The 13,319-nt window shown below is 66.4% G+C and carries 13 protein-coding genes; 5 read left to right on the forward strand and 8 right to left on the reverse strand.

Annotation, left to right across the window (positions count from 1 at the left end):
* Window positions 1-3 precede the first annotated feature (3 nt).
* The 3 genes from J5837_RS01445 to J5837_RS01455 all read right to left on the reverse strand — a co-directional run bounded on the left by J5837_RS01445 (window position 4) and on the right by J5837_RS01455 (window position 1,755).
* Window positions 4-492 carry a hypothetical protein gene (locus tag J5837_RS01445; RefSeq protein ID WP_210534940.1) on the reverse strand — a complete coding sequence of 163 codons (489 nt, stop codon included), beginning with the start codon at window positions 490-492 and terminating at the stop codon, window positions 4-6.
* Window positions 489-1,079 (reverse strand): RNA polymerase sigma factor, encoded by a 591-nt coding sequence (locus tag J5837_RS01450; RefSeq protein ID WP_210534941.1) that lies wholly within the window; start codon window positions 1,077-1,079, stop codon window positions 489-491. Before J5837_RS01450 ends, J5837_RS01445 begins: the two co-directional genes overlap by 4 nt.
* 76 nt (window positions 1,080-1,155) lie before the next feature.
* Window positions 1,156-1,755: a TetR/AcrR family transcriptional regulator gene (locus tag J5837_RS01455; RefSeq protein ID WP_425504809.1), complete on the reverse strand. Its 600-nt coding sequence runs from the start codon at window positions 1,753-1,755 to the stop codon at window positions 1,156-1,158.
* A 146-nt stretch (window positions 1,756-1,901) separates the two neighbouring features.
* Here J5837_RS01455 and J5837_RS01460 point away from each other — a divergent pair, with 146 nt between their 5' ends.
* The 3 genes from J5837_RS01460 to J5837_RS01470 are packed head-to-tail and all read left to right on the forward strand — an operon-like array spanning window position 1,902 to window position 5,843.
* On the forward strand, window positions 1,902-2,831 hold the full coding sequence (locus tag J5837_RS01460; RefSeq protein ID WP_210534943.1) for an alpha/beta fold hydrolase: 930 nt from the start codon (window positions 1,902-1,904) through the stop codon (window positions 2,829-2,831).
* On the forward strand, window positions 2,828-5,305 hold the full coding sequence (locus tag J5837_RS01465) for an acyl-CoA dehydrogenase (RefSeq protein ID WP_210534944.1): 2,478 nt from the start codon (window positions 2,828-2,830) through the stop codon (window positions 5,303-5,305). Before J5837_RS01460 ends, J5837_RS01465 begins: the two co-directional genes overlap by 4 nt.
* 58 nt (window positions 5,306-5,363) lie before the next feature.
* Window positions 5,364-5,843, forward strand: a complete 480-nt coding sequence (locus J5837_RS01470; protein WP_210534945.1) for a hotdog fold domain-containing protein — start codon at window positions 5,364-5,366, stop codon at window positions 5,841-5,843.
* A gap of 84 nt (window positions 5,844-5,927) precedes the next feature.
* Here J5837_RS01470 and J5837_RS01475 read toward each other — a convergent pair whose 3' ends face one another.
* Window positions 5,928-6,290 (reverse strand): DUF1304 domain-containing protein, encoded by a 363-nt coding sequence (locus tag J5837_RS01475; protein ID WP_210534946.1) that lies wholly within the window; start codon window positions 6,288-6,290, stop codon window positions 5,928-5,930.
* Window positions 6,291-6,309: 19 nt separating this feature from the next.
* A complete protein-coding gene (locus J5837_RS01480) occupies window positions 6,310-7,626 on the reverse strand; it encodes an NTP/NDP exchange transporter (protein ID WP_244755515.1) in 1,317 nt (438 codons plus the stop codon).
* A 197-nt stretch (window positions 7,627-7,823) separates the two neighbouring features.
* Here J5837_RS01480 and J5837_RS01485 point away from each other — a divergent pair, with 197 nt between their 5' ends.
* Window positions 7,824-9,410 (forward strand): GMC family oxidoreductase, encoded by a 1,587-nt coding sequence (locus tag J5837_RS01485; protein WP_210534947.1) that lies wholly within the window; start codon window positions 7,824-7,826, stop codon window positions 9,408-9,410.
* Window positions 9,411-9,566: 156 nt separating this feature from the next.
* Window positions 9,567-10,967 (forward strand): serine hydrolase domain-containing protein, encoded by a 1,401-nt coding sequence (locus J5837_RS01490; RefSeq protein WP_210534948.1) that lies wholly within the window; start codon window positions 9,567-9,569, stop codon window positions 10,965-10,967.
* Between the two features lie 17 nt (window positions 10,968-10,984).
* Here J5837_RS01490 and J5837_RS01495 read toward each other — a convergent pair whose 3' ends face one another.
* The 3 genes from J5837_RS01495 to gcvH all read right to left on the reverse strand — a co-directional run bounded on the left by J5837_RS01495 (window position 10,985) and on the right by gcvH (window position 13,313).
* Entirely contained in the window at window positions 10,985-11,536 is a 552-nt protein-coding gene (locus tag J5837_RS01495; RefSeq protein ID WP_210534949.1) for an SRPBCC family protein, read from the reverse strand.
* Window positions 11,537-11,662: 126 nt separating this feature from the next.
* The gene (locus tag J5837_RS01500; protein WP_210534950.1) at window positions 11,663-12,025 is read right to left on the reverse strand and encodes a hypothetical protein; all 363 of its coding nucleotides are present in this window, start codon (window positions 12,023-12,025) and stop codon (window positions 11,663-11,665) included.
* Window positions 12,026-12,917: 892 nt separating this feature from the next.
* Entirely contained in the window at window positions 12,918-13,313 is a 396-nt protein-coding gene (gcvH, locus tag J5837_RS01505; RefSeq protein ID WP_210534951.1) for a glycine cleavage system protein GcvH, read from the reverse strand.
* Between the last annotated feature and the right edge of the window lie 6 nt (window positions 13,314-13,319).

Genomic DNA, 13,319 nt, shown 5'->3' on the forward strand with positions numbered 1-13,319 from the left:
TCCTCAGGTCAGGGCGGCGCGCTGGGTCAGTTCCAGACGACGGGCATAGGTGCGGCGCAGCTGCTCGAGCAGGAAGCGCGCGTTGGGGTCGTGTTCCAGCGCGACCAGGATCTTGGCGGCGCTGCTATCGAGGTCTCGCAGCGCCGGGGCGTATGCGGAACTTGAACGCGTCTGCGGCATGGATTGCAGCGCGCCCTGGTATTCGCGGGTAAGCGCGCCGGCTTCCTGGCGCAACAGCGGATCGGTGGAAACGGAACCTGGCACCAAGCCGCCTTGCCAGACGACGCCGACTGCAAGCAGCAAGGAAGCTGCCATCGCGGCAGGCGCGAACCAGCGCTTGCCGCGCCTTGTCGTCCGCATCGGCGCGTCCTGAGGCGTCGCCGCGATGCGCGCGGCGATGTCGGGCCACAGGTCGCGCTGCGGCGGCACATCCTTGCGCAAGGCGCGGAGCTGCCAGCGCAGGGTATCGTCGTTGATGTTCGTTTCGTTCATGCTTCGTCTCCCAACCGTCCGCGCAACAACTGCCGTGCGCGGTGCAACTGCGCTTTCGAACTGCCCACCGCCATGCCGAGTTCGGCGGCGATTTCCTCGTGCTTCCAGCCTTCCACGTCGTGCAGCACCAGCACGGCGCGCGCGCGTGGCGGCAAGGTGGCCACCGCGCGCTCCAGGTCCAGTGACAACGCCGTGGCCTGTCCCGCCGAATCGGCCATGCCGACATCGTCCAGTGCGTCTTCGTCGTCGTCGAAACGCGGGCCGCCGCGGCGGCTGCGCAATTCCATCAGCGCGGTATTGACCGCGAGCCGATGCAGCCAGGTGGAGAAGGCGCTTTCGAAACGGAACTTCGGCAGCGCCTGCCAGGCACGGACGAACGCTTCCTGGGTCAGATCCTCGGCGCGCACGCCCTGCCCGCCGACCAGTCGCGAGATCACGCCATGCACGCGGCCGGCGTGGCGGCGGTAGATCGAGGCGAAGGCATCGCCGTCGCCGCCGGCCGCCGAACGCACCAGCGCGGCGTCCGCTTCCGCGGCGGCTTCGGCGGTGGTGTCCAGGCTCAGTTCGATCACGGCTGCATTCAACATAATCCTTCGGATGCCAGGGGGGCGCGGAAGGTTTAACTCCGTGAATGCCGGGTGGAGAACCCGACGCCCCTCCGGGTTACTGCGGGATCAGCGTACCGATCACGTGTTCCATGTAGGCGTCGAATTCGTCGTGGTGCATGCGCGGCTGTTGCAGCTGCAACGACAGTTGCAGGAAGCCGAGGTAGGCCGAGTAGGCCAGACGGGCACGATGCTGGGCTTCGGCGCGGTTGAGCCCGGCCTGGCGGAACATCGCCACCAGGTATTCCATGCGCCGCTGCGAGATCCGGTTGATCACCGGCTGTACCACCGGATGGTCCAGCGCCTTCAGCAGCTCGCTATAGATAATGTGCGGCTGCATTTCGCGCGCCACCACCATGAACAGCTCGCGCAGGCGCGCGCGCGGATCGGACAGGCCCTCCAGGCTGCTGCCGAACAGGGTTTGCTGTTCGACCACCTCCCAGCGCTCCAACGCGGCCTGCAACAGGGCATCGCGGGAAGGGAAATGCCAGTAGAAGCTGCCTTTGGTGACGCCCAACCGGCGCGCGAGCGGTTCGACCGCGACCGCGGCGACGCCGGCTTCGGCAATCAGATCCAGTGCGGCCTGCGCCCAATCGTCGGCACTGAGACGCGTACTGCGGGGCGGTGTGGCCGGAGGCGGTGTGGCTTCGGTGGTCATGTGACGCATTTAACCATACGCAATGGTTTGTGTTGGTACGTTTGTTGCGCCGCAACAGCAAGTTCAACCAAATCAACAAGTTAGGCGCGAATTTCCCTCCAGAAACCGATTGACTACTCTAAACCGCGAGGTCCATACTAAAGCGTATGGTCAATTCAAGTTACCTCGACGGCGATTCCGTCCGCACGCTCTCGGGTGCTGGCGGGCTGGCGTTGGCCGTCAGCCGCTTTCCGTCCGGTCGAACCGAGGGGCCGTCACTGCTGTTCGCCCATGGCTTCGGCCAGACCCGCGGCGCGTGGGCCAGGACGGCGCAGGCCTTGGCCGCCGAAGGCCACACCGGTATCAGCTACGACGCCCGCGGTCACGGCGAATCGGAACGCAATCCGGTCGAACTGCCCTACACCGGCGACCAGTTCGCCGACGACCTGATCATCGTCGCCGGGGAACAGACCGAAGCGCCGGTACTGATCGGTGCATCGATGGGCGGCTTGTTCGGCCTGATCGCCGAAGCGCGCTGGCCCGGGTTGTTCAGCGCGATGGTGCTGGTCGACATCACCCCGCGCTGGGAGGAAGCCGGCTTGCAACGCATCCTCGGCTTCATCACCGCGTTCCCGCAGGGCTTCGATTCGCTCGAACACGCGGCGGACGTCGTTGCCGCCTACCTGCCGCACCGGCGCAGCCGCAAGACGCCGGAAGAACTGCGCGAATTGTTGCGCGAAGGCCAGGACGGACGCTGGCGCTGGCATTGGGATGCGCGCCTGGTCGACGACTTGGTGCGCGATTGCGCGCAGCACCAGGATGCGATCGCCGAGGCCGCGCGCGCGATCCGTTGCCCGGTATTGCTGGTCAGCGGCGGGCGCAGCGACCTGGTTTCCGCGCGCACCATCGCCGAGTTCCAGGCGTTGGTGCCGCACGCGCGCCACGCGCACCTGCCGCAGGCGACGCACATGCTGGCCGGCGACGACAACGACGGCTTCACCGGCGTCGTTCGCGATTATCTGGCCGAACTGTCCACCACATCCTCCCCTCTTTCCCACGCTGCCGCTGCCGAAGCGATTTCCGGAGTTTCCCCATGAGCATCCTCGCCCCGTTCCTCGCCTTCCTGCTGGCGGGTGCCGTCGCCGCCTACCATCGCCTGCGGCTGGCTTACTGGGCCGCGATCACCGCGACCTTGCTGGTGGCGTGTTGGCTGTTCGGCGCCAACCACACGGCGACGCTGATCGCCGCGGCGATCGTGGCGCTGATCGCGGTGCCGCTGCTGGTCCCGGGCCTGCGCAAGCCGCTGGTCACCGCGCCGCTGCTCGGCTTCTACAAGAAGATCCTGCCGCCGCTTTCGCAGACCGAACGCATCGCGCTGGAGTCCGGTTCCGTCGGCTTCGAAGGCGAGCTGTTCTCCGGCGACCCCGACTGGAAGCAGTTGCTCGACCAGCCCAAGCCGCAACTGACCGCGGAAGAGCAGGCGTTCCTCGACGGTCCGGTCGAAGAATTGGCCCGGATGACCAACGACTGGGAAATCACTCACGTTCACGCCGACCTGCCGCCGGAGCTGTGGGACTTCATCAAGCGCAACAAGTTCTTCGGCATGATCATCCCGAAGGAATACGGCGGCCTCGGTTTCTCCGCGCTGGCCCACCACAAGGTGATCCAGAAGCTGGCTTCGGTTTCCACGGTGCTCAGCAGCACGGTCGGCGTACCCAATTCGCTGGGCCCGGGCGAACTGTTGATGCATTACGGTACGCAAGCGCAGAAGGACCATTACCTGCCGCGCCTGGCCGACGGACGTGAAGTACCGTGCTTCGGACTGACCGGTCCGTTCGCCGGTTCCGATGCGACTTCGATTCCCGACTACGGCATCGTCTGCGAAGGCGAATGGAACGGCGCCAAGGTGGTCGGCATCAAGCTGACCTTCGACAAGCGCTACATCACCCTGGCGCCGGTCGCGTCGATCATCGGCCTGGCCTTCCGCATGTACGACCCGGACGGCCTGCTCGGCGACAAGCGCGACCTGGGCATCACCCTGGCGTTGATGCCGCGCGACACCGCCGGCGTGGAAGTCGGCCGCCGCCATTTCCCGCTGAACTCGCCGTTCCAGAACGGCCCGGTGCGCGGGCATGAAGTGTTCCTGCCGCTGTCGCAGATCATCGGCGAGGAGAACGGCATCGGCGAAGGCTGGCGCATGCTCAGCGAGTGCCTGTCGATCGGCCGTTCGATCACCCTGCCCTCCACCGCCAGCGGCGGCGCCAAGTTCGGCGCGATCGTCACCGGTGCCTACGCGCGCATCCGCAAGCAGTTCGGACTATCGGTCGGGCGCTTCGAAGGCGTGGAAGAAGCATTGGCGCGCATCGCCGGCAAGGCCTATGCGACCAGCGCGCTGTCGCAGGCTACCGCCGCGGCCGTCGACCGCGGCGAGAAGCCGGCGGTGCCCTCGGCCATCGCCAAGTATCACTGCACGACGATGGGCCGCGAAGTCGCCAAGGATGTGATGGACGTGCTCGGCGGCAAGGGCATCATCCTCGGTCCGCGCAACTTCGCCGGCCGCGCATGGCAGGCCTCGCCGATCGCGATCACCGTGGAAGGCGCCAACATCATGACCCGCAGCCTGCTGATCTTCGGCCAGGGTGCGATCCTCTGCCATCCATGGGTGCTGAAGGAAATGAAGGCAGCGCAGGACCCGGATGCGAAGGCCGGCCTGGAAGCGTTCGACCGCAACCTGTTCGGCCACATCGGTTATGCGTTCTCCAACGCGGTGCGTTCGTTCTGGTTCGGCCTGACCGCGGCGAAGATCGGCAAGGCGCCGGGTGACGACTACACGCGCCGCTATTTCCGCAAGCTGGATCGCTATTCGGCCAACCTCGCGTTGATGGCGGACGTGTCGATGCTGCTCCTCGGCGGCAAGCTGAAGTTCAAGGAGTCGCTGTCCGGGCGCCTGGGCGACGTACTCAGCCACCTGTACATGACCAGCGCGATGCTCAAGCGCTACCACGACGAAGGCGCGCCGGTCGCAGACCAGCCGTTGCTGGCCTGGGCCTTCCATAACAGCGTGCACGAGATCGAACTGGCGCTGTCGGCGGCGCTGCGCAACTTCCCGATCCGCCCGGTGGTGTGGTTGCTGTGGGCGCTGATCTTCCCGTGGGGTCGCCGCGCGGAGGCACCAAGCGACCGTCTCGGCCGTCGCGCCGCGGCCTTGTTGATGACGCCGAACGAAGCGCGCGACCGCCTGGCCCAGGGCGTGTTCACCACGCCGTGCGCGAACAACCCGGCCGGCCGCATCGACAGCTACCTGGCCCGCGTGGTGCTGGCCGAACCGGTCGAGCGCAAGTTCCTCAAGGCGCTGAAGACCAGCGATATCGAGGCGCTGGATTTCCCCGCGCAGCTGGACGAAGGCGTGCGCGAAGGCTGGATCACCGCCGAGGAGCGCAAGCAACTGGAGGAACTGCGCGCGATGACCCTGGACACGATCAGCGTGGACGACTTCGATCCGCACGAACTGCGTGCCGCGGGTTACTACGACCTGCCGCAGCACCAGCGGCATCCGCGCGAGGCAGCGTGATCGGCAACCTCCCCTCACGACGGCGGGCTTCGGCTCGCCGTCCTCGCATGAGAACCCGATGAGCGCCGACGTCCTCGAAATCTACCGCAAGCTCGAACGCAAGCCGCTGGGAAAATGGTTGTTCTCGCGGCTGATCTGCTTCAAGGCCCCCTACTTCGGCAGCATCGGCCCGCGTATCGTCGAACTGCGGCCGAACCACGGCGAGGCGACGATCCGTCACCGCCGTCGCGTCACCAACCATCTCGGCACAGTCCATGCCATCGCCCTGTGCAACCTGGCCGAATTCATCGGCGGCCTGACTTGCGACGTCAGCATTCCGAAGTCGATGCGCTGGATCCCGAAGGGCATGCGCGTGGAGTACCTGAAGAAGGCCGTCGGCACGATGCACGCGGTCGCCAAGCCGGCATTCCTGCCGCCTGAAGCCGCCGAAGGCTACGAGTTGCCGTTCGAAGTCGTCGTCGTCGACCCGCAGGGCGAGACGGTGTTCAAGGCAACGATCTCGATGTGGGTATCGCCGAAGCCGGCGCGCGGAGGCTGACGCCATGTCCAGGGACACGACGCCATCGTGACCGGGTTAGTCGCGAACGCTTTTGCCGGAGCGATGAAAAAGTCGGTTCGCGACTTACGTCGCTCCCACACCAACCAGTATCGCGAGGATCGCGAGGATTGCCGGCACGCCCTGCACGAAGAAGATGCGCCGGCTGACGCTGTACGCACCGTACAGCGCAGCCACGACGACGCAGCCGAGGAAGAACAGCACCACGTTCCACTGCCCGCTACCCAGGCCCCACAGCAGGCCCGCGGCGAGGAAGCCGTTGTACAGCCCCTGGTTCGCCGCCAGCACGCGCGTTGTTTCCGCCTTCTCCGGGGTGTTGCGGAAGGTCTTCAACCCCAGCGGCCTGGTCCACAGGAACATTTCCAGCACGAGAAAGTAGCCGTGCAGCGCGGCGACCAGGACCGTCAGGATTTGTGCAAGCAAGAGCATGGCTGTCCCCTCGATTCCGTCAACGACGCGACGCAGTCGCTTCCCCTACCGTCTCCACCCGTTTCCACAGCCGCCAGCCGATGCCAGCCGCGGCGAAGGCAGCCAGCGCACTCAAGCCGGCGAAACCGCCGATGCTCATGCCGACAGCCTTGAGACCGTTCATCCCGGTCGCGATGGCCACGTCGCCGAAACGCCATACCGCAGTGTCCACCGCGTCCTGGCCCTTGTAGCGCACGTTGCGCGGCACGCGGGTGTACAGGCTGTGCCGCGCCGGCTCGGCCATGCCGTAGGCCAGGCCGCGGCTGACGATCAGCGCCAGCACCGTCGGCGCCACCGGCCCCAGCAGCAGCGGCAGATTGAACATCGGCGCATGTGGATCGGCCGAGAACACCACCACCAGCAGCACGGCGATGCTGACCAGCGCCCAGAGCATGATCACCAGCCCCGGGCCCTTGCGCGGCAGCAGCCAGCGGGTCACGGCGATCTGCACGACCACGGTCAGCAGGTTCGCGACCAGGTCGACGTCGGCGTGGAAGCGCGTGCGCGCCGCCGCGTCGGCGAAGGTCGCACCGGAGTAATCGATCATCAGCGCGTAGTTGACCGTGCCGATGCCATCGGCCAGCAGCAGCAGCACGGCCATGCCGCGGATGAAGGGATCCGCGAAGATCTGCTTCAGGCCGTCCCACATGCCGCCGCCGACCGCGTCCTCGTGGCCGGCTTCGTGCCGGCGCGCGCCATGCACGCGCGCCCAGCGGCCGAGCAGCACCACGCAAACGGTGGCGATGCCGAGCAGGCTGGCCGACACCAGCAGCAATGGCGCCACGCCGATCACGTTGACCAGCGAGCGAGTCAGCGTAGGTCCAGCGAGCGCACCCAGGGTGCCGGCGACGGCGATGATCGGAAACAGCCTTTTCGACTGTTCCAGGCTCCAGATGTCGGACATGAATATCCAGAACACCGATACCACGATCAGGTTGAACACGCTGACCCAGACGAAGAACACCATGCCCAGCATGCGCGGGCTGAGCAGGCCCACGTTGGTGAACGCCGGGATGAAGGCCAGCAGGCAGGCGATGAAGAACACGTACACCACCGGTACCAGCACCCGGCGCGGCCAGCGCGAAGCCATGGCGGCGAATACCGGCGTCAGCACCAGCGTGGCGACGAAGGTCGCGGCGTAGAACCACGGCAACTGGGTCGAACCGACCGCGGCCGACAACTGCTCCCGCACCGGGCGGATCACGTAATAGGCGGCCAGCACGCAGAAGAAATAGACGAAGGAAATGGCGACCCCGCGCCATTCTCCCGTGTGGATGCGTCCCTGGTTCGGCTGCATGGCCCCGCTCTCGTCCACTTGGTCCGGCCTCGATTGCGCGCACGGTATCCGATGCACTGCAACATCGCCAGCGGAATTTCGCCTGCGGCGCGTTCCGGCTCAGGCGGTTGCCGTCCGTTGCCGGCCCCGATCCGGCTGAGAGCATTTGCTCTAGGCGCCCCCGATAGCTTCGGCCCGTCTTCGCCCCGGATCCATGCGTGTACGACTACATCATCATCGGCGCCGGCTCGGCCGGTTGCGTGCTGGCCTACCGGCTCAGCGAAGACCCAGGCACCAAGGTACTGCTGCTGGAAGCCGGCCCGCGCGACTGGCATCCCTTCATCCACATGCCCGCCGGCCTGGCCAAGCTGGTCGGCCGCAAGGGCATCAACTGGAACTACGACACCGCGCCGGAACCGCAGCTCGACAACCGCCGCCTGTGGTGGCCGCGCGGCAAGGTGCTGGGCGGCTCCAGTTCGATCAACGCGATGTGCTACATCCGCGGCGCGCCCGGCGACTACGACGACTGGGCCGCGCAAGGTGCGGACGGCTGGAGCTGGAACGAAGTACTGCCCTACTTCAAGCGCGCCGAACGCAACGGCCGCGGCGCCGACGCGCTGCACGGCGCCGACGGCCCGCTGTACGTGTCCGACCTGCGCTACACCAATCCGCTGTCGGCCGCTTTCATCGAGGCCGGGCAGCGCATCGGCCTGGCCCATAACCGCGATTTCAACGGCGCGGAGCAGATGGGCGTCGGCTATTACCAGGTCACCCAGAAGGACGGCGCGCGCTGTTCCGCCGCCGTGGCCTACTTGCACCCGATCAAGGACCGGCCGAACCTCGACATCGTCACCGGTGCGCTGGTGCGGCGCATCGTGATCGAGAACGGACGCGCGGTCGGGGTCGACTACGCGCACGGCGGGCACGCCGCGCAAGCTCGTGCGCAACGCGAGGTGCTGCTCAGCGGCGGTGCGATCAATTCGCCGCAACTGCTGATGCTGTCCGGCATCGGCCCGGCCGACGAGCTGCGCCGCCACGGCATCGATGTGCTCGCCGACGCGCCGCAGGTCGGGCGCAACCTGCAGGACCACCTCGACATCTGCACGCTGCAGCATTGCACCCAGCGCATTACCTACGACCGCGCCAGCGAGGCGAAGACCGCGTTCGACTACTTCCTGCGCGGCCATCGCGGACCGGGTAGCAGCAACATCGCCGAAGCCGGCGGCTTCGCACGTTCGTCGCTGGCCGCCGACGCGCGCGCCGACATCCAGTTCCACTTCATCCCGGCGATGCTCGACGATCATGGTCGCCATCGCCTGCCTGGCGACGGCTATACCGTGCACGCCTGCTACCTGCGTCCGCGCAGCCGCGGGCGGATCGCACTGGCCAGCGCCGACCCGCGCGCGCAGGCGCGGATCGAGGCGAACTATCTCGGCGACGCTGAAGGCCACGACCTGAAGGCAATGGTCGAATGCGCGAAGATCTCGCGCGACCTGCTGGCGCAGGCGCCGTTCGACGCCTATCGCGGTGCGCCGATCTTCCCCGAGCGCAGCGACCTGGACGACGCCGGCCTGGTCGCCTTCATCCGTGCCAAGGCCGAGACCGTCTACCATCCGGTCGGCACCTGCCGCATGGGCAGCGACGCTTACGCCGTGGTCGATCCGCAGTTGCGCGTGCGCGGCGTGGACGGGCTGCGCGTGATCGACGCATCGGTGATGCCGACGCTGATCGGCGGCAATACCAACGCGCCCACGATCATGATCGCCGAGCGTGCTTCCGACCTGATTCGCGGACGCGCGGCATAGTCCGACGAAGATGAATACGGCCAATCGTGACCGCTGTCGCATCGACAAAATTGTCAGCGGGATGAACAGGATGCGCGTTTAACTTCTTTTCGTTTGTGCGTAACCGGAAACCGCCGCTATCATCCGAAAATCCGGTAATGGCAGGCCCGCAGCACGATGAAAGCGAATGGTAGGTGGCAACCCCCTCGTACCCTGCGGATCGGTTTGCTGGGTGCCTTGCTGCCGCTGACCCTCGCCTCCACCGCGCAGACGCCATTCCGCTGGAGCGCAAGCGCCGCGCCTGGTGCCTCCGCCTCGCGTTACGAGCCGGCGACCCAGCCCTTGGCCTATCGCACCTCGTCGTCCGCGTCGAAGGCGATGCCGCTGGCCCAAGGCTTCAACGTCTCCGAATTCGAAAGCCTGGCCGCCAGCATGACCGCCGGCCAGCGCGTGCCCGGCATGGCAATGGCCATCGTGCAGAACGGCCGCGTGCTCAGCGCGCGCGGTTATGGCGTCACCGACGTCGCCGCGCCCCAGCCGATCGACGCGCACACCGTGTTCCGCCTGGCTTCGCTGTCGAAGAGCTTCGCCGGCACCCTGACCGGCCTGCTGGTCGACGACGGCACCCTGCGCTGGGACACCAAAGTCGCCGATTACGTGCGCGACTTCCAGCTCAGCGACCCCTACGCGACGCGCCAGCTGACCGTAGCCGACCTGCTCAGCCATCGCACCGGCCTGAAAGTGCACAACGCCTTCGACCGGGACATCGAAGCCGACGCCGACTACATGACCGTCGCGCACAAGCTGGCCTACGCGCCGATGGAGTGCGCACCGGGCCAGTGCTACGCCTACCAGAACGTCGCCTTCAGCCTGGTGGGCGACGTGATCCAGGCGGCGACCGGCAACGACTACGCACAGCTGGTGAACCAGCGCATCTTCAAGCCGCTGGGCATGAGCGACGCCAGCGTCGGCCTCGGCGGAATTTCGTCGAGCGCGCGCTGGGCGCGTCCGCACACGCGCGGCCGCAACGGCTGGGTATCGCAGGTGCCGAAGCCGACCTATTACCGCCTGCCGCCCGCCGCCGGCGTCAACGCCAGCGTCAGCGACATGGCGCAATGGCTGATCGCCCAGACCGGGCATCGCCCCGACGTGCTGTCGGCGCCATTGCTGGCCACCTTGCATGCGCCGCTGGTTTCCACCCCGGGCGAGATGCGCGCCGGCTGGCGCCGCGACCGCATCTGGTCGGCGGGTTACGCGCTGGGCTGGCGGGTGTTCGACTATGCCGGCCATCCGGTGGTGTTCCATGCCGGCGCGGTGCAAGGCTACCGCGGCCTGGTCGCGCTGGTGCCGGAACGCGACCTCGGCATCGCCATCCTGTGGAATAGCGAGAGCCCCATGCCGTCCGGCCTGCTGCCGACGATCCTCGACCGCGCGATCGGCTTGCCGGCGCAACGTTGGCTGGACATGCCCGACGACGAATTGCTGCTGGCCGAAGCGCCAGCGGCGACGCCCGCAACGCCGGGCAACGACAAGCCGGCCGGCGTGGTCAGCGGCCAGGCGACGGCCTCGCCGAAGTAATCCCGAGTCGCACCGGCTCAGGCCGGCGGACTCTCCAGCACCTGCTTCAACTTGGCCAGTCCGCGCTCGAAGTCCGGACCGATCAGCTTGTCCATCAGCAACCCGAACCACGCGCCGAGCCAGCGCTCGAGCAGGTTGTCGCTCGGCTTGCTGTCGAAACCCCAGGTCACCCTGCTTCCCGCGCCGCCGGCGACGATGGTGTAGGTGGCGATCGCCTTGCCCTGGCTGCCGAAATCCAGGTCGACGACCACCTTGCTGTCGGGAACGCTCTCCAGGATGGTTTGCGCGCCGCTGCCGACTTCCGGCTTCTGGCTGGTCCAGCGCATCTTCGCGCCGGCGCCGGAAGCAGGCCCTTCATAGCTGTACTGCGCCTGCGGATCCAGTCCGGCCCACGGCGACCACTCGTTGAAGCGCTGGAACGAATTCAGCACGGCGAACACTTCCGCCGGTGGGCGCGCGATGGCGACCGACCGCTCCACATGCGTACTGGCCGGCAGCACCAGGCCGCCCACGACGAATGCCACGCCCAGCAGCAGCACCAGGCCCAAGGCCCACTTCAGGAATCTCATCGCGCCCTCTCCCCGTTGGGAACGGCGGCAGGTTACACCCGCGCATAAAAAAACTCTCCCCCCGCTGGGCACCGGGGAGGAGAGTTTCAGGTGTCGCTTACAGTCTTACGGTCTTATCGGGGTCGCTCAGATCAACGGAGCCGGGGTGGCCGGCAGCGCTACCGGAGCAGCTTTCTTCTTAGCCTTTTTGGCGGCCTTTTTGGCCGGCTTCTTGGCGGCCTTCTTCGCGGCCTTCTTCTTGGTGGCCTTCTTCGCGGCCTTCTTCGCCGGCTTCTTGGCTACCTTCTTGGTGGCCTTCTTCGCGGCCTTCTTGGCGACCTTGCGGACGGCCTTCTTGGTGGTCTTCTTGGCAGCCTTCTTCGCCGGCTTCTTCGCAGCCTTCTTGGCGACCTTCTTGGCGGCCTTCTTCACGGTCTTCTTGGTCGCCTTCTTGGCGGCCTTCTTGGCCGGCTTCTTGGCGGCCTTCTTAGCAGCTTTCTTCGTTGCCATGTTATGGCTCCTCGTCAGTTAACTGTGATGGGTACTACGCGTAGCTAAAAGCCCAGTTTCAACAAAACGCCACGGGGATCGGACCCGCAGGCAGCCGCCGACGCGCCAGGCGCGTTGGAGCGGATTGGACGGAGGCGCCAAAAGCGGTGCCTCCTACACATACGAAAACACCCGCGCCGGAACCGGCACGGGTGTCGTCATAGGATTCTTTCGGGGTGGCCGGACGTTTGCTCGCGCTTTCCGCGGGGGACACGAAACCTGCGTACTGTTTGACCAAGGTACGGGCGGAAGGCCGTTTCGTTGTCCGTTTCGTCGCGATGGTCCATCCCTCTTGCGCAGGCATGCGCTTTCTGTTGGGGCGAAACCTAATCACGGTTTTTTCGGGTGTCAACAGTCCGGCGAAAAAAATTTGCGCCGCCGCCGCCGCCGGCCGACCGCGCGCATCCCCGCTGCGACCGCTTCGCCGTCGCCGGCGGAACGCGCGCCATGCTTGGCGCAAGAACGCGCGCAAAAGAAAAAGCGCGCTTTTCAAGTTGTTTTTTCGCGCACGCATATCGGGAAGTCGTTCGATGCATCGCACGCGCGGGCATCGCCGGTACGTGCCGCGCGCGTCCGGAAAGGAATAAATCGCGGCTGAAAATTTCTTGCTCGGGAAGTCCCGATTTCGCGTCGCACAAGCCCCGATGCGCGCGAACTGCGCAAACTTTTCGGCTTGGCGACGCCATCCCGGAGGCGTCGTCGATGCCGCTTCGTCCTGTCGACGATGGTTGCGAACGCTTCCGATCGACGTCGCGATTGCCGCCTCCGGGGACGACCGCGATGGACGGCGGGCATGAAAAAACCCGCGTCGTCGCCGACGCGGGTTTCGATCAGCCGATGCGCCCGGAAGGAATCAGTGATCCTCTTCTTCCAGCAGCTCGGCGTAGTCGTCCGGCGACAGCAGGTCGTTGAGCTGGTCCGGCTCGCTCGCTTCGATGACGTACAGCCAGCCTTCGCCGTAGGCGTCCTCGTTGATCGTTTCCGGCTTGTCGGACAGGGCCGAATTGACTTCGACCACGGTGCCGCCGACCGGCGCGTAGACGTCCGAAGCGGCCTTCACCGATTCGACCACCGCGCTGGCGGCGCCGGCTTCGACCTTGTCGCCGACGTTCGGCAGCTCGACGTAGACCAGGTCGCCCAGCAGGCCTTGCGCGTGGTCGGAGATGCCGACGGTGACGCGGCCGTTGCCTTCGACGCGTGCCCATTCGTGGGACTTGAGGAACTTGAGGTCGCCAGGAATCTCGCTCATGGGTGC

The sequence above is a fragment of the Pseudoxanthomonas helianthi genome, from assembly GCF_017939625.1.
GTDB lineage: Bacteria > Pseudomonadota > Gammaproteobacteria > Xanthomonadales > Xanthomonadaceae > Pseudoxanthomonas_A > Pseudoxanthomonas_A helianthi.

What these genes read in the sequence shown, in the direction of transcription:
- J5837_RS01445 (WP_210534940.1), bottom strand. Translation starts at nt 492, where the DNA reads ATGAACGAAACGAACATCAACGACGATACCCTGCGCTGGCAGCTCCGC.
- J5837_RS01450 (WP_210534941.1), bottom strand. Translation starts at nt 1,079, where the DNA reads ATGTTGAATGCAGCCGTGATCGAACTGAGCCTGGACACCACCGCCGAA.
- J5837_RS01455 (WP_425504809.1), bottom strand. Translation starts at nt 1,755, where the DNA reads ATGACCACCGAAGCCACACCGCCTCCGGCCACACCGCCCCGCAGTACG.
- J5837_RS01460 (WP_210534943.1), top strand. Translation starts at nt 1,902, where the DNA reads ATGGTCAATTCAAGTTACCTCGACGGCGATTCCGTCCGCACGCTCTCG.
- J5837_RS01465 (WP_210534944.1), top strand. Translation starts at nt 2,828, where the DNA reads ATGAGCATCCTCGCCCCGTTCCTCGCCTTCCTGCTGGCGGGTGCCGTC.
- J5837_RS01470 (WP_210534945.1), top strand. Translation starts at nt 5,364, where the DNA reads ATGAGCGCCGACGTCCTCGAAATCTACCGCAAGCTCGAACGCAAGCCG.
- J5837_RS01475 (WP_210534946.1), bottom strand. Translation starts at nt 6,290, where the DNA reads ATGCTCTTGCTTGCACAAATCCTGACGGTCCTGGTCGCCGCGCTGCAC.
- J5837_RS01480 (WP_244755515.1), bottom strand. Translation starts at nt 7,626, where the DNA reads ATGCAGCCGAACCAGGGACGCATCCACACGGGAGAATGGCGCGGGGTC.
- J5837_RS01490 (WP_210534948.1), top strand. Translation starts at nt 9,567, where the DNA reads ATGAAAGCGAATGGTAGGTGGCAACCCCCTCGTACCCTGCGGATCGGT.
- J5837_RS01495 (WP_210534949.1), bottom strand. Translation starts at nt 11,536, where the DNA reads ATGAGATTCCTGAAGTGGGCCTTGGGCCTGGTGCTGCTGCTGGGCGTG.
- J5837_RS01500 (WP_210534950.1), bottom strand. Translation starts at nt 12,025, where the DNA reads ATGGCAACGAAGAAAGCTGCTAAGAAGGCCGCCAAGAAGCCGGCCAAG.
- gcvH (WP_210534951.1), bottom strand. Translation starts at nt 13,313, where the DNA reads ATGAGCGAGATTCCTGGCGACCTCAAGTTCCTCAAGTCCCACGAATGG.